Annotated in this window: 17 protein-coding genes; 3 read left to right on the forward strand and 14 right to left on the reverse strand. The window is 34.2% G+C overall.

Translation table 11 applies throughout. The features are described 5' to 3' along the window. Window positions 1-9: 9 nt before the first annotated feature. From ABT997_RS00995 to ABT997_RS01060, 14 genes are all read right to left on the reverse strand, one after another. Window positions 10-1,941, reverse strand: coding sequence for a DNA polymerase (locus ABT997_RS00995; protein WP_288598727.1), 1,932 nt, complete (start codon window positions 1,939-1,941; stop codon window positions 10-12). Window positions 1,942-1,976: 35 nt separating this feature from the next. After that, window positions 1,977-2,510, reverse strand: a complete 534-nt coding sequence (locus ABT997_RS01000) for a DUF2815 family protein (protein WP_200771907.1) — start codon at window positions 2,508-2,510, stop codon at window positions 1,977-1,979. Between the two features lies 1 nt (window position 2,511). Continuing rightward, the gene (locus tag ABT997_RS01005) at window positions 2,512-3,654 is read right to left on the reverse strand and encodes a DUF2800 domain-containing protein (protein ID WP_200771908.1); all 1,143 of its coding nucleotides are present in this window, start codon (window positions 3,652-3,654) and stop codon (window positions 2,512-2,514) included. After that, window positions 3,638-3,934, reverse strand: a complete 297-nt coding sequence (locus tag ABT997_RS01010) for an rRNA biogenesis protein rrp5 (RefSeq protein WP_200771909.1) — start codon at window positions 3,932-3,934, stop codon at window positions 3,638-3,640. The genes ABT997_RS01005 and ABT997_RS01010 overlap by 17 nt, the downstream gene beginning before the upstream one ends. A gap of 13 nt (window positions 3,935-3,947) precedes the next feature. Further along, complete coding sequence (locus tag ABT997_RS01015) at window positions 3,948-4,445, reverse strand: DUF7768 domain-containing protein (protein ID WP_200772067.1); 498 nt, start codon at window positions 4,443-4,445, stop codon at window positions 3,948-3,950. A gap of 195 nt (window positions 4,446-4,640) precedes the next feature. After that, window positions 4,641-6,503 carry an XRE family transcriptional regulator gene (locus tag ABT997_RS01020; protein WP_200771910.1) on the reverse strand — a complete coding sequence of 621 codons (1,863 nt, stop codon included), beginning with the start codon at window positions 6,501-6,503 and terminating at the stop codon, window positions 4,641-4,643. Between the two features lie 483 nt (window positions 6,504-6,986). Next, window positions 6,987-8,198 (reverse strand): MFS transporter, encoded by a 1,212-nt coding sequence (locus tag ABT997_RS01025; RefSeq protein WP_200771911.1) that lies wholly within the window; start codon window positions 8,196-8,198, stop codon window positions 6,987-6,989. A gap of 36 nt (window positions 8,199-8,234) precedes the next feature. Next, on the reverse strand, window positions 8,235-9,470 hold the full coding sequence (locus ABT997_RS01030; protein WP_200771912.1) for an ATP-grasp domain-containing protein: 1,236 nt from the start codon (window positions 9,468-9,470) through the stop codon (window positions 8,235-8,237). Window positions 9,471-9,498: 28 nt separating this feature from the next. Further along, entirely contained in the window at window positions 9,499-9,984 is a 486-nt protein-coding gene (locus tag ABT997_RS01035; protein WP_200771913.1) for an LbetaH domain-containing protein, read from the reverse strand. 10 nt (window positions 9,985-9,994) lie between these two features. Next, the gene (locus ABT997_RS01040) at window positions 9,995-10,651 is read right to left on the reverse strand and encodes an HAD family hydrolase (protein WP_200771914.1); all 657 of its coding nucleotides are present in this window, start codon (window positions 10,649-10,651) and stop codon (window positions 9,995-9,997) included. Next, window positions 10,648-11,661, reverse strand: a complete 1,014-nt coding sequence (locus tag ABT997_RS01045) for a hypothetical protein (protein ID WP_200771915.1) — start codon at window positions 11,659-11,661, stop codon at window positions 10,648-10,650. The genes ABT997_RS01040 and ABT997_RS01045 overlap by 4 nt, the downstream gene beginning before the upstream one ends. Next, complete coding sequence (locus ABT997_RS01050) at window positions 11,634-13,478, reverse strand: nucleoside/nucleotide kinase family protein (RefSeq protein WP_200771916.1); 1,845 nt, start codon at window positions 13,476-13,478, stop codon at window positions 11,634-11,636. Before ABT997_RS01050 ends, ABT997_RS01045 begins: the two co-directional genes overlap by 28 nt. A gap of 11 nt (window positions 13,479-13,489) precedes the next feature. Beyond that, the gene (locus ABT997_RS01055) at window positions 13,490-16,330 is read right to left on the reverse strand and encodes an AMP-binding protein (protein WP_200771917.1); all 2,841 of its coding nucleotides are present in this window, start codon (window positions 16,328-16,330) and stop codon (window positions 13,490-13,492) included. 50 nt (window positions 16,331-16,380) lie between these two features. Next, on the reverse strand, window positions 16,381-17,079 hold the full coding sequence (locus ABT997_RS01060; RefSeq protein ID WP_200771918.1) for an SDR family NAD(P)-dependent oxidoreductase: 699 nt from the start codon (window positions 17,077-17,079) through the stop codon (window positions 16,381-16,383). A gap of 235 nt (window positions 17,080-17,314) precedes the next feature. On the opposite strand from ABT997_RS01060, the gene ABT997_RS01065 reads away from it, so the two are divergent. From ABT997_RS01065 to ABT997_RS01075, 3 genes are all read left to right on the forward strand, one after another. Continuing rightward, window positions 17,315-18,166, forward strand: coding sequence for a helix-turn-helix domain-containing protein (locus tag ABT997_RS01065; protein WP_200771919.1), 852 nt, complete (start codon window positions 17,315-17,317; stop codon window positions 18,164-18,166). Between the two features lie 339 nt (window positions 18,167-18,505). After that, entirely contained in the window at window positions 18,506-18,907 is a 402-nt protein-coding gene (locus tag ABT997_RS01070; protein WP_244967044.1) for an IS110 family transposase, read from the forward strand. 124 nt (window positions 18,908-19,031) lie between these two features. Next, window positions 19,032-19,133 (forward strand): transposase, encoded by a 102-nt coding sequence (locus tag ABT997_RS01075; protein WP_200771920.1) that lies wholly within the window; start codon window positions 19,032-19,034, stop codon window positions 19,131-19,133. Window positions 19,134-19,193 lie beyond the last annotated feature (60 nt).

Raw genomic sequence — 19,193 nt, forward strand, 5'->3', positions numbered from 1 at the left:
CTTTCCTCCTTAATCTTTCTTATAAAATTCACAGGCATAGCCGTCGGCTCGTAAAGGCAGACCTTCGGCCCAGTTTGGCTTTGTGGCAAGTAGCTGGCAGACTTTTCCCACACTCTCTTCTCTCACTTCGACCACCACTTCATCATGCACATGAAGAACAATAGCTAATCCCTTTTGCTCGAGCTGCACCATGCCATAGGCCAATAAATCTCGGGCGATACCCTGAACAATATTTTCCACTAACTTTGGTCCATAGGTCTCAAGCCTTGTCCATTTCTTACTCTCTCCAATCCCTTCATAGGTCAAGCCGGGCTTGCCAAATGCGTTCATTCCCATGCGAGGTTTTACATAAGCTAATTTACGACCTGAAGGCAACGTAATAAAGAGCATGCCAGATTGATAGCTGATGACGAGATTCTTAATCTTCTTCGGGTCTCTTGTTTCGTATACCTGCTTTGCGACCTTATCTATTTCCCACCAAAAATCGACAATATGTGGATTGGCTGACCGCCACTGATTGACGAGCGGCTGCAACTCCTCTTCTTCCAGTCCCATATCCAGTGCTCCCATAGCGGTTAAAGCGCCAACTGAACCACCATAGCCAAGAGCCAGCTCCGCAATCTTACCTTTTTGGCGAAGGTGGCTATTAACACCGTGTTTCTCAACCGGTACTCCAAACATAGAAGACGCAGATGCGCAATAGATATCCCCGCCCTGTTCAAAAACATCTAGCCGCCAAGATTCTCCAGACAGCCAAGCCAACACTCGAGCTTCAATCGCTGCAAAGTCAGCAACGATAAACTGATGACCTGATTTAGGGACAAAGGCAGTCCGGATGAGTTCGGAGAGGACACTAGGAACATTGTCATAGAGAGTATCCAAGGTTTCAAACTGACCTTCTTTGACAAGCGTTCTAGCAAGGGACAAATCCTTGAGTTTGTTCTGGGGAAGGTTCTGCACTTGGACCAATCGTCCAGCCCAGCGGCCGGTTCTATTGGCTCCGTAGAACTGCAAGAGCCCGTGTACTCGTCCATCTGAACAAACACAGCGTTCGATAGCCTGGTATTTCTTGACGGAGGTCTTGGACATCAAGAGACGCAGCTTTAACATTTCAAGCACTTCTCCCTCTGCTTCTTTGAGATGCTTCGTCACCTCTTTCTTTCCTAGCGAGTCCATGAAAACTCCCTGTTCTTCTAACCATCCCTTTAGTTGAGAGACAGAGTTAGGATTTTCTAGGCCACTTATCTCATAGGCACGCTTCGTCACTTGCTCCTTATAAGAGAGGTCACAAAGAATGGCCTGTTCAACCAACTGCAAGTCTACTTCTATGCCTCGGTCATTGATTTCCTGATCCAGCTGATAGAGAAACTGTTCACTTTCAAGCAAGGGATAATTTCTTAAGCGCTCTCGAATGGCTTGTTCCACCTCCACATCTCGCTTGCAGTAACGTTTAAATAATTCCCAGTCCTCAGGCGCATGATGGGGGAAATTCCGCTCCCGCATACCATTTACTTTCGTTCCTTTACAGGGCAGGCAGAAATAGCGAATCAGCCTGCTTCCCTCTTTCATCTTTTGTTCTTCTATGTTGAGAACTCGTCCCACTCCTTCAAGGGATAATGGTAGGCCCAGACTTGCTGCAAGCACTGCCGTACACGACCAGGACCTGGCTGAGAGATGCTCTCCTAGAAACTTGGAAAGACAGACCCTCTCAAAGTTGGCATTGAAGGCCGTTTTTATAATGGCATCATCGAGTAGAGCTAAGAGAATCTCCTCCGGAATCTGCACCCCCTGAGCCAAGTCTACCACCTGCGTTTCGTTTTCGTCCTCCTTATAGGCAAAGAGCAAAATCTCAAATGCTGGGCTATCCACATAGCGGTAAACACCGCATTTTGTTAAGTCTACATCTGAATAAGTTTCAATATCAATGCTTAGAGTTTTCATCCGTCCTCCAATAGGTAAAGAGGTGGAGACCCACCTCAGGCTAGAAAGTCGTCATCATCCAAGGTATCGAATTCATCTTCTGCGCGAACTCGGCCACCTAGTGGCTCTCCATCTTTCAATTTTTGAATGTTTCCAAGACCAGCTGCAACCCCACGATTTCCGTTGGAATTAAAACCATAGAAGGTAACAGAAACCCGACCATAACAGCCTGAATAGACTTCCGCCTGGTCAAGAATCGGCTGCACCTGCTGGTCTACGACCTGCGGCTTTTGTTTGGAATTACAGTTAATGAAATAGCTATTGGCATAAGCTTCATCATCCGGCCGGTCAATATCTCCATCTCGGAGTGGCAGTTTCAGATTGGCTGGAATTTTCCCGCCAAATTTTGAAATAGCTTCTTGTTTCGCTTGCTCTACAGCTTGTTGGATTTTCTGAATGGTGGCCTTATCGCTCTTTGGAATAATGACCGATACAGAATATTTTGGTTCAGAACCATTAATGGATTGCGGTTCCCATACATTGGCATAGGACAGACGGCCAGGGACGATTACTTTTGTTTCTTTTGACATATTAGTTTCCTCCAAATTCAGCTGCTGCTGGAATATATTCTTTTCGTTTATCATTTTCAGGAACAAGGGTTAACTTGCCCTGAGGTTTGCGAACCAAGTGACTTAACACTCGGTTAAATTCTTTTTTGCCCATCCGTTTCTCGAGTTCAGTCAGAGAAACCAGACTTTGTTTATAGATATCGGTGAAGCCTTCTGCCTCTGCTAGTTTGGCCACTTCATCTTCATCAGTGAACTGACGGATAGAGCGGCCTTCAACGAGCTTAAACCCATTCCATGATTTATGAGTATCAATGGCCACCTTGGTCGCATAGTCTTTCACCTCTGTCGCCCATTTGACCAGGTCATCCACATGAAGAAGAATTTCTTCAATCTCGCCATCCGTCAAAAGATGAGGGGAAGCCAACTGGAATTGTTCAAGCTCTTTATGATAGTCCATTCGTGCCCTAAGAACAGCATTACAAGGAGAGAACTGACACCAAGGACCATAGGTGACCTCCCCTTCTCCTTTAAAGGCCAGTTCAGCCTTCGGTTTCAGCTCCGTCTCAGCCCACTCTAGCAAATCTTCTCGCTGTAAAATGGCCGTTGAGACATTGCCTTTTCGTGGCTGAAAAATGGTCATCTTGATGTCCTCAATATCATAGAGAGCATCATAGAGCTCCAAGGCTCCCAGGGCATAGAGCTTCATCTGCGGGTTGTTCTCGGCTTCAACAAGGACACCTTTACCATACTTAAAGTCAACGACATGAAGAATGTTGTCTGCCACAATGACGCAGTCAGCCGTCCCAAATCCTTCTGGAACATAGAGAGAAAAATCAACTTTCTGCTCAATGAGAACAATTGGATCACTGGTACTTTGTTTTAGTTGTTCAAACTCATCTATGATGAAGGCAACATAATCTTCCGTGGCTTGTTCCATCTCAAGCGTCAATTCACCTTCAGGTTCTTCTGCTTCTATCCGAAGTGCACTTTTCAGCTTATACTCAGCTAGAGCATGGGCCAGTGTCCCCTCTTCTGCTGCAGGATTAGTCTTGTGTTCAAAGAATTCCTCTAAGCGAGCAAGAGGCGGCACCGTCAGCCAGCGGTGGCTGGAGGATGCTGATAATAGAGCGTGTTGTTTTTCTGCCATATCAGAGTCCTTTCGCATCTTCAAGAAGTGAAGAATAGCGCTTTTCTTCTACTGCAGAGAGCTTGTTTGCTCCATACTTTTGAAGGAGTTCTCGTACCTGTTCTGTCTTGCCTACCCGAGATTTTTCAGCCAGAACTTTGCGGATATCTTCAATGGAGATAGTTGGTGATGAAACCTTTTCAGTTTTTTTAACAGATACTTCATCTGTAGGGTTGACTGCACCACATAGTTCTTCCAGACTGTCTGCCAGCATCCGTAAGTTGGAGATAACGGTTTCTAGTCTTTTCATTTGTGCCATAGCTTTTCCTTTCTTATTCTAAGAACATGCTTGGAAACTTCGACCAAACAGAATCTTTAGTATTAGTAACTTTTGGATTCTTTTCTCCTGCATAGCGAACCTTATGTCCGCTGCATTGGAGTGCAAACAAAGGTTCTACCCGGTCATCAATTTCCATGGTATGTGGATTAATAGGCTGACCATTCTCATGGAATAATCGGAAAGTTTTTCCCAACTCTTTCGCCGTTTCAATCTCATACTTCATACCTTGAGAGATATTGGGACCATAGACCCAAATCTCATCGCACCGCTTTAAAAGCTCCTGCCCCATGGTTAGCCCTTGAATTCGCTCTTCAGGATTTCGGTCATTTAAGAACTGTGTCAAAAGTAAATGTGGAGCAAGGGGCACATAACCAGCTTTGGAAGCTTGCTTAGAATAGGCAATGGCCTTCTTTTCATTTTCTGCAACATTCCCTCGGTAGGGTGAACATATAAATACTGTTTTCATTCGGAAAAATCCGTCCTTCATCATTTTTTTGGAGTTACTGGTGATGGCCATCTCCGACTCACAAGACTAGTATAAAACCATTTGGTGAAATATAACAGAGCAAAAAATGAAGGTCTTTTAAACCTAAGAATGCGGGTTTAGAAGTCTCCCCTTATGTAAAAAGCCTATTAAAATGCAAAAAAGAACCCTTCAAAAAATGAAGGGTTCAAAATAATTTTTTCAAATCGTTTTGACATCCATGGATGATAGGAGCTGATTCACCTCTTCCAAGGACAGGTGGTAACAATTCCTAAGTATCATTTTGTAAGCACTATGGTGAGGAACCTGATTGTTAAAACGGCAATTGCTTTTCTCAATCAGATCAAAACTAAAGTCTGGATAAAGTTTTAATGCGATACACACCGCCACAATATTCTCTATCTTATTCACATTGTCATGTTGCGTTTCCATTCGAGCGATAGTAGAGATACTGAGACCACTGTATTCAACCAACTTCTCTTGACTGCAATGTTTCCGATCTCGATGGGAACGCATGGTCCCACAAAAGTGATTAGGAAGCGTAGCCATGATGCGCATAATCTCCGGGAAAATCTGACCTGTGTATTCCGGAAGGGAACGAATCTCGATCAGGTGTTCAGAGAAGTCCAGCTCAATGTTTAACTCAGGTAAGTTTCCACGGTACAGGATATAGTTATTAAAGTCCATGGAGCTGATGCTCTGTTTCCCTTTGTAGTGAATGTCAAATACCAGACAGCACTCATCCATGTGGGAATAAGCATAGTCCGTCATCTGATAAACACCCAGTTCAATCTTTTTGACATACTTCTCACTGTTTAGGCAGAAATGCGAGTCAACATAAACATACCTTCCTGAATCCATGACCTCCCGAAAGCGGTCATTGTGAAAGTTGAGATGGCAAGCATTTTGAAAGGAGATGGTAAAAGTCTGGTTATTTTGAATAGCATTGGCTTCAAAGGTATAACTCTTGATGTAATGGTGACCCATATACTTGTATATACCCTCAAATTCCGTATAACCTAACTGCATCAACCGAATTTTAACCGCCCAGCGTGAAACATGAAAAAAGTGAGCTAGGTCATCTATTACCTTCTTCAACATCTTCACACGATCAGCTGAATCAAACTTCAAAGAATGTTTTCTTACCAACTTCTGCACCATCATCTTGGTGGTTTTCTGAGGCATCAGAATCCGAGCAGCTATGCCATTTGCCTGCCACTCCATCCAGTCATAAGGCGTCCACTTCCCCTCTTTAATAGCGGGAGGGTTCAACTGACTGGAAAATTTGGTTTCCTCACTCCCTAACAAACTCCTGAATTCATTATGCGTCCGGTGCAAGAGCCAATGGACACACTCATGAATAATGGTGTTGTTATAGCTTCCTTGATTCCGAAGTCCTTTAACCTGTGGATCCACTAAGACGGTCCCGCCTGGCACCATTCTTTTTAATTCTTGATCGTTTTCAAAGAAAGTCACTAAACTATCTTTAAAAACCATCTCACCAAAGATAGAGCCATCTTTCGACAAAGTTCCTTCCTCAATAACGACTCCTAGCTTTTCTGCAAAGTCGTAAATCGGAAGGCCCATCGGAGAAACTAGCATATCAGGATAATAAGCCTCTAAAATGCCCTCAGCGATTTTGTCCATATCCTTGGATCGGATATAAGGAACAAATTCAGTTGAGAAATACGGAATCGGTCCCTTCTCATTTGAATGAACATACGATTTGATTTGTAAGATTTCCAGTTGAGATAGTCCATTTTCTAAGTGATACCTGATCCTCACGAACAACTGTATATCCGCATTATCCAACTCCATATCAAACTTCGTCTGAACACGGACGGCCAGATGAGCTATCACTTTCAGGTCCGATTCGATCAAACCATTTACTAGATTACTAGCTAACATCTTTTTGATGGTAAAAGCGTCTAACTTGATGGAGAGGATTCGCCCCTTTCGACGGCTAGGAATTTCAATAGACTCTCTATGGTTAAAAACATAGGAATGAAGCTCAATAAATAAATAATTATAAAAATTATTTTGGATGGTTGATATAAACGACATACGAATGCCTCCCTTGAAATTTATTTATACTCACTAAAAATCTAAAGGAAACTAGAAAGTGAAGCAAGATCTAGCTCACAAAGTTTCACTTCGATTTATTCAGAGTATTATAGGTTTTGTATATCCCATAATAAGTTTGTTATTTCAACCTTTTTATAAGCAACTTCTATGCTTTATTTTCATCTTGCTATATTTAGTATATCAAATTCAAAAAAATTTTTAAAGTATTTTCAAAAATTTTTTTGAATTCTATCCATCCACTTCAATCACATAGGACTTATGGTCCGATTCCCCTGGAGCAATCAAAGTCACACTTTGTTTGAAATCAAAGAATCCAGATTCATTCACGGAAGTTGATAACCCCCTCCAGAGTTAATTGGAATCATAACCTCAGTTTTAAGCCCTGTTGTATACCCTTTCCCGATATTATGTTGTTCTCATTGCCTAATAAGTTATTTATATTAGTTTCCATTTACTCAATTTTTATTTTCTTATTGAATACTTTTTAAATAAATTATAAAATACGCCAGATAACAATAAAATTGATGCTCCAATAATTGTAAAATTAAATTGAAATGTCGGTTTTAATGCAATTGTAAATATAATCGTACCAATTGGCATAAATAACACTGCAACAGTATAGATAATTCCAAATATTCTTCCTAAAAAATTAACTTCAACATTTTGTTGCACATAGGAAAAAAATTGAATATTAAATATAGCCAAAAATAATGAAAATATTGCTGGTCCTAATATGATTATTCTACTCTGAAAGATAAAATAAAGAATTGGGGTAGTCAGCAAAGATAGACCCGAAAGTCCTAAGTATAATGTCATTTTAGAGGGATTTAAACTTTTGTTAGTCAAAGAACTTAGAATTGCACCCAATAAGCCGCCAGTAGCTTCTGCAGTAAGTATTGTACCATATAATCCACTTGAAATCTTAGGAAACATTAAACCACTATAAGGTAGTAATAAATTGTATGCTGCAAGAAAAAAATTTATCAAAGCTGATAGAATTATTAAATTAAATACTACTTTATATTCTAACAAATATTTAAAGCCCATTACTAAATCAACGAAAATATCTTTGATAGATATTTTATTGTTGTCCATACGTTCTGTTAACTCTGGTTTAATAAATAATATTAGTATGCCAGAGAAAAGAAAAGTTATGCCATCTAATAATAATACACCATGAATTCCTAATTTATCGTATAAAAATACAGAAATCAATGGTACTACAACTTTTACTGTAGTACTAACTACTTCTAAGTAAGAATTAAGTTTTGAAATATTATTCTTCTCAACAATCTCCTTAGTAAATGATTTATAAGACGGCGAAGAGAATGAACTAAGGACTGCCAAAATTATATTCGTTAAAACAATTCCATATATCAACCATTTTTCCACAGTTATAAAAGATAAAATGATACACCCTATCCCACTAATAATATTAGTTGAAAGCAAAATCTTCTTTCTTTTAAATCGATCAGCTATTACACCGCCTAGTAGGTTAAATAATATACCAATTAAATTTTCAGCTGCTTGATAAATACCAATCAGAAATAAGGATTTGGAGTTTATACTAGACAAAAAAGTACTATTAGCAAAGTCAAATAGTATGTCGCCAAACCTGGATATTCCTCTACTACTAACAAAATTAGCTATATTTATTTTTTCATTTTTTCTCATATCTTTTCCCTGAACTAATTTTTCAACGAAACAAAATTAATTATCAAGCTTAGAATAGATAATTCCTTTTGAGAATGTGTCTAGTTTCTCGATTCTTTCTTCTAATTCAATTTCATTTCTAGCCTGAAAACGAACCATCAAAGCATTTTCCACAATATTCTCTGCGGCTTGAACATATTCTCCAATTTTTAAAGGTAAATAAACCATCTCTGCCCAGGATAACTCCTTTTCATCTGGAATACTTTGGACATGCCCAGCTTGTTTATAAAGAGCAAAAGTTGCTGAAATTTTTTTAGGCACTTTAATAATTTCACCATAGTTAATATTTTTGATATTGTCTGAAGAAGACATAATTTCCCAATATTCTTTGAGAACATTTACATTGTAAACATCATTAATTAAGTCAGGAATATCTCCCCCTCCAAAGCGTTTGCCAACTTCACAAAGTAGTACACGTCTCTCAGAGATATCTACAAACCATTCAAAATGGAATGGGGTTAGTTCATCCTTTACAGAGAATTCCTTAATTACTTTTTCACACTCTGAAAAAATTAATTTGATAAGATCATTATCTGAATATAACCTACTTGTTCTCAATAAATAGTATCCATTTGTAGAACTCAAAGACTCTAAAAGCAATTTAACATTATCGTGAACAAAAAATCGTTTTACCGAATTTCCAATAGCATAACCATCACAGGTAATCATTGTTTTTACATCTACAAATTCTTCAATAATAAAATGATCTCCAAAATAGTTCTCATCTAAAACAGTTTGCTTATCAATTTTTTTAATACCTATACAAGCCGCTCCCCGTCTAGGCTTTATAATTGCAGTACTTGTACAACTTTTTTCCCAAAAAATTCTTAAATCATTTTCCGATTCAAGCAATCTAAAATATGGTTGCTCTACAATATCTGTTAGAAAAGACCTCATATAAAACTTATCTTTAAACATTAAATTCGAAACTGATTTGGTATTTTTTTCTACAAAATGATCATCTAGAAAACCTGCCCAATCCACATACTCTTCACATAGTGTTGTAATACTATCAATTAAGAATTCCTTTTTAAGAGCTCTGATTTTTACAACTAGGTTTGGTAGAGTATAATCTTCTAAGAAAATTACTTTCGCTTCCCTATCACCTCTTTTAATAGATTCATCATATTTATTCTCCCTTTCTTTCGGGGCAAGAATAATAAAATTATCATTATCATAAATATAGTCTAATCTAAAGATTCTAGCTGAATATCTATTTAAAATAATTTTCATTACGATTTTTCCTTTCTAAACTATAATCCTATGTTCTGATTTTTTTGGCTGGAACTCCTGCTATGATGCTTCCAGCACTAAAATTTTTCAAAACAACAGCATTAGCACCGATTTTACAATATCGGCCAATTCTTACACTTCCCAATATTTTTGCTCCAGCTCCAATGTCTACCCCTGATTCAATAACTGCAAACGTAGGCTCACCTTGATGTTTCACACCTATAGTTACGTTATTCCTAATTATTACACCAGATCCTATCACAGTATTTCTATTAAGCATAATTCCATAAGGATGAAATAGTGAAATTCCAGGTTCAATTTTAACTGTTCTAGGAAAATGACAGTGTAATAATCCTTCAATAATAATTGTATCACCTAAAAAATAAGGAGTAGATAAAATTAATTTTATAATTTTAGGTAAAGGTAAATTATCAATAAATTGCCCATACCGAAATATAATTAGAAGTACCCACGACCAAAAATGATGATTTGCTCTTAAATCTTTTATTAACATAGATTCTACCTTACAATTTATTCATCACTTCATAAAAACTTTTATGACAGAAATCTGGAAGACATATTTTTAGATGCTCAGACGTTAAAAATTTATTTACACAATGAGTTTCAAGACCATTTTTTTTAGCCGATAGGACTCCCGAACAAGAATCCTCAAAAACAATTATATTAGAGCTCGGTGTAGTGTAGTGTTCAATAATTTTTTTATAGGGCATTGGACTAGGTTTGTGTTCTAACGTATCTTCATAAGCAACAATCTTATCAAAATAGCAAAGAATACCTAATGAATTAAGTACTTTTTCTAGACGTTTTCGTGGTGATGATGTACAAATAGCTAACTTATATTTTGAAATAGAGTAGTCTAAAAATTCTTTTACTCCTGGAAGAAGTGTTACAGCAGGTGAATCAATCATTTCTATAATATATTTCTCCCTAAATTCTCGAAGTCTTTGCAACATTTTGAAATCAATTCCCTGATTCAGTAATAATCTATCAACTTCTTCAATCGACTTACCTGTAAAGCTACTTATTAACTGATTCGACACTGATATATTATTTTCTTGAAATGCAAACTTCCATCCATCCCAGTAAATTTCTTCTGTATTCACCAATAAACCATCAAAATCAAATACTATTACTTGTTTATGCCTCAAGATACCTTTCATAGCAACTCACCCGAAACCAATCTTGAAAGATTATCCCAGATTACTTCATCACATTCCCAATTCCAACTATTAACTAACTTAACTAAATCAGCAATCATTTTTTTATCATCCTTATCTAATTTATCGTATGGTAATACTGATAAAATTCGGAAAATTAAGCAATACCTTATCTTTTTATTATTACTAATTTTATTTATACTGCAAATTTCTTTCATCTTACTAATACAGTATACTAACACACACTTTCTGTTGTTAGTAATTCCACTATAGTTACTAAATGTTTTATTATTATATTTTGTTCTATTATATTTAGGAAATAGGTAACTACCACCAATAAAGAAATTCCAAAATAAAATGACAAACTCTAAGAAAATATCATTATAATCAGCTTCTTCAAAATCAATAAATATTTCAAAAGTATTAAAGTTCATATCACTAGGATCACCATGCGTTAAAAATCTCATTGATTCTAGCTCTATATTAGAAATGTAAAATAGAGTTTCATCAATGATACTTTTAAACAGTAGATCTTCTGTACTAATCATTTCAAGTCTATTGATACGTTGATAAAAAAATTTATTATATTGATAGTTATCAATCATATCATCGTCGCTATAATAAATTTGTTTGGCGTCAAAAGTTTGGAAGTAGTTATTTAATATTCTTTTACATATTTCCTCATTATCTTCTTCATTCTCTAGAATAAAATATAAGGAGTTTTCATAATTTGCTACTGCCTCAATATATTCAAGCAAAATTACTGAATTCTCTTCATCTAGTCTATAAGTACCTAATACTTTAGGACACTGATTAAATTTACTATATTTAAGTTGTCCCATTCTCTCACGATTTATAGATTCAATTGAAGATATTTTAAAAAATTTTTTTCCACTTTTATCTGTTAGCACTCCATTTATTGAATTTTGATCAAATCTAACTGATTCTATGACACTATTAGGGAGCTTTTTCTTAACTCTATCAATTATAAATTTGTTATCACTTTTTGACACAACTCTCTTACCTCTTCAATAGTTAAATTAGGAATTTTTGAAATCAAATCTTCTAGGTATTCACTTAACGGATGATTAATTTCCCTCATCCCTTCAACCACTTCTGAATAAGTTATGCAAAGTTTTCCGTTTTCAGCCAGAAGTATCATAAAAACAATTAAACATTCTTTAAATACTTTTCGAACATTGAAAGAATCTTGTACAATGTGTTTTTTTATAGAGGATATAAAATTATTTCTATTTACAATCTGCATATTAGTTATCTTATCTATATTAAGTACTGGGAGTTTGAAGTTTCTGATATAATTGGGTTTTATATACCCTCTACAAATATTATATAGATTCAATAAGTTTTTTGTATCAACTCTATCTCTTTCAATATCACCCTTTGTAATAATATTGACACCAAATTTATAAGAGTATTTCGATATTTGACAATTAACTTCATTATAAAAATCAATTATGTTCTCCTCCAAAACAAGTAATACATCTACATCACTCCAGCCTTCAATATACGAATTATTTGTTGTACTTCCCGTATATGAAAAGAGAAGAATTTTATCTTGATAATTATTTACTATAAAATTAAAAAAATTCATCATCTCATCTTTTAACTTTTCATTCACATTAAAATCTCTAATAGGTTTTAAAATTGGATTATTCTCTTTATAAGTTAAAAAGATTTTATTAATCTGTTCCTTGCTATTAGAAGCAGTATCGGAATTGTCAATTACTACATCTGCCTCACTCTTCAAAAAAGAGATCCCTAATTTCTCTTTTTTGATATCCTTAGTTTGGAATTCTACAATTGAATCCAAAGAACGAAATTCTCTAATATTTTTTGGAGCCTCTATATAAATTAATTTATAATCATATTTTAGAATCTCTCGCATTTTTTCATGAAATCTTCTTGAATATATACTTTCAATAACAAACGCTTCTTTAAAATAGTGATAACTTGCAAAATCAATCATCTGTTGTATACTCACTGTTTCCAACAAAGATGAAATCGATTTATCTACCAGTTTTTTAGCTGACTCAATAAACGTTCTTATTTTTAAATTCCAAAAGTCTTCTTTTAGATCAATGTATTTAGAGTAATAAGATTTCCCACTTTCTGTCATTCCTGTAATTCCATAAAATACTGAGGGCAAGTACAGGGTATTACTACTAACTCGTATACTATATAGATCAGAGATTTTTTCCATAACATTTTCGTAAAGTGCTTCTAAAAACGAATCGCCTTTTTTAATATTTTCAAAAGTTAAAGTTTCATTTTGATCCTTTTCAAATGGCATTAAATCGATAACTTCTGAACTATCACCACATTCATCAACAATTTTAATTCCCAGATTATCATATCTATCCGAAGAAATCATTCCTGGGTTACGTTCAAAAATCAATTCTTTACATTTTACTAATAAACTATTATTGGTACATTTTAAATAAATCTCCAAAGTTTCTTTAGGGAACTTATCTATTCTAAAAAAATAATTAAATATGTATTTCAATAAAGTTAATTCTATATTCTTTATAGAGATATCTTTTATTTCATATAACGGAACCCATTCGCCATTAGAAATAGCCGGTTTTTGTACATTAGCAAGTAAAATTATATTTTCCTCGTTAGAAAAAATCTCAGTAAAATCCAATTCTTGCAAATTTAAATTATAGTTTAAATATAAATAATCAACCACTTTGTCGGCTTTATATGTTTCAGAATAAAAAGATTGTGAAGGAACATAATAGCCACTCTCCGATTTAGAAAACAATAACGACTCTTTTGTCGTGTCGTAAATAATACATAAAATATTCATAAGTTTTTTACCTATTTAAAACAATAACCTTTCATTATATAGTACATTTTTTCTTTATTACTGAATAGAATAACACTTCTATTTGAAAAATTTCCTTCTCTATAATTTTTAACAACCTCATCTGGATCAAGTACTTCACCTATATAGTTGAATGATAAAGAAATATTATTCCAACGCTGTAACAACTCTTTCTCTTCTATACTATTTGTCTGTGGCGAAACACTAAAAACACGACATCTTATATCTAATCCTTCTGCATAACTCGCTAAAATTTTTTTAAATCTATTTTCAAATATAGTATAATCTTCATCTCTTTTGATTATGATAGGAATTTTAGTATGAACATCGCCTATTGTATGGGAAGCATCAAATCCCCTAAAGTCTCTAAAATTATAAGATATTGAAACTACTATATTATTGCTATTTTGGTATTTAAGTATATGCTGGCATATGCGGAACACGGAATAGATATTTACATCTTTATTTTTTTCGCTATCTATTTGAATAGTAGTCACGAATACCTCTTCTTCATTATAGATAGCTACTTCCCCTTCTTCTCGAGGAATAAGGTCTAAACAATCTTTAATTTTAATATTAGAAGTTTTCTGGTTAATAAAGTTTATATAGTTATAAAACGAACTAATTGGGATATCATCTTCTAAAAGAGTTCCTTCATAGAGGTTATTTAACATTTTTGATAGCATATTGAGTGAGGATGCATCAATCGAATGATAGAAAAAATAGAATCTAACTATCTTTTGTTCCAAAGATATCACAGCTACTGGAACTGGTGTTATTGGCTGCTCCTTTAGAATGTTAACCATTTGATCATCAGAAAGAAAATTTTGAAATACAACTACAGTAGGGATAATTTTACCATATTCCATTCTTTTAAACGTTACATTGTTCCCATCTCTTACAATAAACGTTCTCAATAAGTCAATCCTTTTTGAAATCTTAGAGACTACATCCACGACTCTATGATAAACATGAGTATTCACCTCATTAACACGAAATTCACAATGTATAATTGGAATTCCTGGACTATTTTTTAATTTTTTTTGAGTACATGTTAATGGAATTTCCACTGCATTTGTATCTAAGTCTATTTGTTCTAGTTTAATTTTTAAATTTAGTATATCTGTTTCTTTTTGATACTTTCTTACAACCGTTGGTTCTTTTGTATCCCCCAAATTATTCTCAAACTCCTTAATATAGAGTAATATTTTTTCCGTATCATTCAAAGAAACTAAGCTAGCACTGTCAATCTTAATTTTAAATTCTTCTTCAATATCTAAAAAAAATCTTACTGTATCTAAAGAATCTAGTTCATTAATAGAAAGAACACCATATTTAACTACAATCTCATTAATCTTATTTAATATGTCTTTCTCTTTTATTTTTACTGTTCTCTCCAAATCATCCTTTTTATTATAGTAAGCCTCTATCATCCTCTTCACATCTAATTTCCTATTAAATGTAAAAAGATATTCATCAACCTTGATTATTTTAGGTTTCAAATATGATGGGAGGCTTTCTGTAATCAATTTAGAACAGTCAAATTCTGATTTATAAAAAATGTAAAGCACTTTATTACTATATACAATTTTAGTAGATAATACTTTTTCGATAGAGGAAACTATAGAATTCAATTCTTCAATCTCTAATCTTATCCCATTAATCTTAATTTGACTATCTTTTCTGCCTTCAAAGACTAAATCTAAATTTTCGTTATAATAAACAAAATCTCCAGACAAATAGAATCGGCTTTCATCCAATACTTTAAATCTATTTTCACTTAAGTTTGGTTGTAACAAATAGCCTCTACTGACTCCTTTTCCACCAATAGCTAATTCTCCTCCATTTGAATTCTCTTCTTTCTGAGGTAAGACTTTAATTTTAGCTCCTGGAATCGGCTTCCCTATTGGAACATGATCTTTTTCATCTCCTTTAACAAGATAGTATGTTGCATATATGGTTGTTTCACTTGGCCCATAAAAATTATAAACCTCGCAACCCTTTTCAATTGTACGTTTTAACTTTTTTGATAAGTTGACAGAAAATTCCTCACCAGCAATGCTCAACGATTGCAAACCCTCAAATATATTTTCTCCAGCCGTTTCTAGTAACATCTCTGCTAACGAAGGTGGGCAAGATAGATGAGTTATTGAATACTTCTTGATAACAGATGACATTTCCTTTAATGTTTGAACATTAACATCAATACAAATCAATGTTCCTCCTGTAAACACTGGAGCTAGTATCTCAGTTAACGAAACGTCAAAAGTATATGGTGTTGTAAATAGAAATTTTGAATTGGTGCCAAAGTTTACTATTTTATAAAATTCATCCAGAAGCCAACATATATTATCTTCTGTTAAAAATACTTTTTTGGGTATTCCAGTTGTTCCTGAAGTACAAATAATGTATGTTAAATTATCATCACTTACTACTGGATAATAAGGATACTTTGATTTTTTTATGAAGTTTAGATTGCCAATACAGAAAATATTCAAATCTACTACCTGATTATCTAATAGAAAATCAGTTAATACCATATCAAAATCTACATCTTGAACTCTTTCTATCGCTTTCGTAAAATCTATCCCCTGAATTAGAGGAAGAGGGATTTTTCCTGACTTTAAAATTCCTAAAACGATAGGTAAAACGTACACAGTATCTTTAACAACAAACGGTATGACACTCTTAACTGATCCACTTATTATTTTTCCTGCTATATAATTAGAAATGTTCTCAATTTCACTAAAAGTTAATGAATACTCTTTTGAAATAAGCACAGACTTATTTGGGTATTTTTCAACATGATATTGTAATCTTTTCAATATCTCCATATTTAGCGCTCCTTTATACTTATGTATTGTTAATAAAACATTCGTCAACTTCACTTTATCAAATTTCTTCCCCCATCCACAGTCAGAGTCACCCCATGAATGTAACTAGAGCTATCAGTTGATAAAAAATATATGACTTTTGCAACTTCCTCCGGCTGTCCTGCTCTCCCAATAGGAATCTTATCTCGAATTACTTGACTAGTTAAATCAATATCTGTATTCATAGGTGTATCAATACAGCCTGGAGCAACATTATTCACTCTGATTCCTTTACGCCCCAATTCAATTGCAAGCTCTTTTCCCAACAACTCTATTCCAGCTTTAGAAATATCGTAAGGATAGTTATTTATTCTTGGAGATTTAGCATGAATTGAGGTAACATTTACGACAGCTCCTCCTCTGTTCAAATATTTAGTCGCCTGATTCAAACAGTAAAAGGTACCATACAAATTATTTTTGATTACTTTATTCCAATGAACTGTACTGATTGAATGCCATTCTTCTAAAATTTGAATTCCAGCACAATTAATTAAAACATCAATCTTACAAAATTTTTTATAAATTTCTTCAAAGACATTTTTAACCATATGCTCATCAGATATATCGCAATTGTAATATAATAATTTTGGATGAGATTTTCCCACCTCTTCTTTATCAAGAACTACAACCTGATAATTATTATTAAGAAAAATATCAACAGTTGCACTTCCAATTCCACTTTTGCCACCAGTAATTACTACAACTTTCACTCATTACCCTCCTAACTAAAAGAATTTACTATCTAGACTAAGTCTATAGGAGCTCCTATAGACTTAGGTGTACACCTAAGCAATTTATCCACCTACAATAATGATAATATCCAAAAACAATAGAAAAATTGGTATAACTTTTAAAATATTTTTCATCTATTTACTCCTTTTCTTTTGATTTATTGTATAATAATCCGTAGAAGTTATATTATTTGTTGTGAAAGCGGGAATTTAAATGAAATCAAATCTCGGTAAAACCTTAAGACAAGTTCGTCAAAATAAACAAGTCAGCATATGCTCTATTGCGGATAAACATTTATCTAAATCACAAATTTCACGGTTTGAACGAGGAGAATCAGAAATCTCTTGTTCCAGGCTTATCAATATTTTAGATAAGCTACATGTTTCTTTAGAGGAATTTCTTATTCTCCATGATAACGATTATACTAGAACTGAATCGTTTGCTAACTTAGTACAGTATATTCAAAAAGAGTACTCGTCGCAAAATATAAAAAAGATTAAATTATTACTCTTAGAATCTTCCAACTATAATTTAAACTCTTTTGAAAAGACAATGATAAAATCAATCATCCATACTCTAGATAATAGTATTAGTCCTACAGAGAAAGAGATACTTCAACTAACAGATTATCTTTTTAAAGTTGAAAAATGGGGATACTACGAAATAATATTGTTAGGAAACTGTGTAAGAACTATAAAATATAGCTCTTATTTTGTCTTAACAAAAGAAATGTTAAAAAATTATATTTATTCATCATTAAATAAATATAATAAAAAACTTGTTACACAATTAGCAATTAACTGTTTAATTCTAAGTATTGATCAAAGTGAATTTTTAAATTGTTCATACTTAATTTCTAAAATTAAAAAACTTTTAAAAAATGAATTGAACTACTATGAACAGACTGTCTTTCTCTATGCGACAGGATATTTCGAATTTAAAAAAGGTCAAATATATGGAATAGAAAAGATGGAACAAGCAATTCAGGTATTTGACATCTTAGGAGAGTATAAAATAAAATCTCAGTATGAGGAACACTACACTAAATATGTAAAAAGCAAATAACTTCTCTCTAGCAAAGTGCAGAAAGCCCTCATTTAGGACAAGAAACTATAAGCAGGCTTTACCTAGCTTGTATAAAAAACTGTATGAACAAGAGTCATGAGATAACTCGAATACGTCGTGAACATGAAAATAAAATTACAACATGCATCTTGTTCTATTGTTCAATGGTTGACAGGAGGTTTTTATATTGGAAGTTATAATCGAAATATGTTGTGGCATTGATGTCCACCAAAAGTCCATTGTTTGTTGTATTCTAGATAGTCCGCTAGATACCAATAAGCCACAGATCAATATTGGCTCCCTCTCTTTAATATCTTTTCAGATTCTGATCTAATCTCAGTGCTTGCTAATCCCCAACATATCAAGAATGTACCCAGTCTCAAAACAGACATGAAAGACGCTGAATGGATTGCGCAACTCGGACGTTATGAGCTAATCGAACCATCCTATATCCCTGGCCCTGAAGTTGTACAGCTTCGTTTACTAACCCGTCGCATGCGTTCTTACAAGCAACGACAAACACAAGTCAAAAATGAAATACACAATCTCTTACAGCGAGCCATTATAAAGCTAACCAGTTATCTTTCTGATATCTACTCAAAGACTGGACAAGCTTTATTAACCTTATTTATGAACGGTGAGGCCATTGATACATCAAGCATACTTGCCTGCATTCAAAAAATAGTGAAAACCAGCCCAGAGGAGCTGCTTGAAGCAATGAATGGGAAGTTATCATTGTAAGACCTCTTCCTCATCGATCAAAGTCTTCATGAGTTACAGATGTATCAAGAGATGATAGACAAACTGGAGAAAGAAATACAGCATTATCTTAAAAAGGAGTTCCCCTGAAGAATATGATATTTTGATGACCATTCCAGGAGTCAGCCAAACATGTGTAGCTATCATTTTAGCCGAAATTGGCCCAACTTTTACAGCCTTTCCATCCGATGCACACTTAGCGTCATGATCTGGTCTCTACCTAGGTTATTATGAAAGTGCAGGTATTAAAAAATCCTCACACATCACG

It is taken from the genome of Streptococcus australis, assembly GCF_040226615.1.
Lineage (GTDB): Bacteria > Bacillota > Bacilli > Lactobacillales > Streptococcaceae > Streptococcus > Streptococcus australis_E.

Bases quoted from the DNA above. Each gene is read 5' to 3' on its own strand.
- ABT997_RS00995 (WP_288598727.1), bottom strand. From the start codon at position 1,941: ATGAAAACTCTAAGCATTGATATTGAAACTTATTCAGATGTAGACTTA.
- ABT997_RS01025 (WP_200771911.1), bottom strand. From the start codon at position 8,198: ATGAGAAAAAATGAAAAAATAAATATAGCTAATTTTGTTAGTAGTAGA.
- ABT997_RS01075 (WP_200771920.1), top strand. From the start codon at position 19,032: ATGACCATTCCAGGAGTCAGCCAAACATGTGTAGCTATCATTTTAGCC.
- ABT997_RS01050 (WP_200771916.1), bottom strand. From the start codon at position 13,478: ATGAATATTTTATGTATTATTTACGACACGACAAAAGAGTCGTTATTG.
- ABT997_RS01010 (WP_200771909.1), bottom strand. From the start codon at position 3,934: ATGGCACAAATGAAAAGACTAGAAACCGTTATCTCCAACTTACGGATG.
- ABT997_RS01035 (WP_200771913.1), bottom strand. From the start codon at position 9,984: ATGTTAATAAAAGATTTAAGAGCAAATCATCATTTTTGGTCGTGGGTA.
- ABT997_RS01000 (WP_200771907.1), bottom strand. From the start codon at position 2,510: ATGTCAAAAGAAACAAAAGTAATCGTCCCTGGCCGTCTGTCCTATGCC.
- ABT997_RS01005 (WP_200771908.1), bottom strand. From the start codon at position 3,654: ATGCGAAAGGACTCTGATATGGCAGAAAAACAACACGCTCTATTATCA.
- ABT997_RS01055 (WP_200771917.1), bottom strand. From the start codon at position 16,330: ATGGAGATATTGAAAAGATTACAATATCATGTTGAAAAATACCCAAAT.
- ABT997_RS01065 (WP_200771919.1), top strand. From the start codon at position 17,315: ATGAAATCAAATCTCGGTAAAACCTTAAGACAAGTTCGTCAAAATAAA.
- ABT997_RS01015 (WP_200772067.1), bottom strand. From the start codon at position 4,445: ATGATGAAGGACGGATTTTTCCGAATGAAAACAGTATTTATATGTTCA.
- ABT997_RS01020 (WP_200771910.1), bottom strand. From the start codon at position 6,503: ATGTCGTTTATATCAACCATCCAAAATAATTTTTATAATTATTTATTT.
- ABT997_RS01040 (WP_200771914.1), bottom strand. From the start codon at position 10,651: ATGAAAGGTATCTTGAGGCATAAACAAGTAATAGTATTTGATTTTGAT.
- ABT997_RS01030 (WP_200771912.1), bottom strand. From the start codon at position 9,470: ATGAAAATTATTTTAAATAGATATTCAGCTAGAATCTTTAGATTAGAC.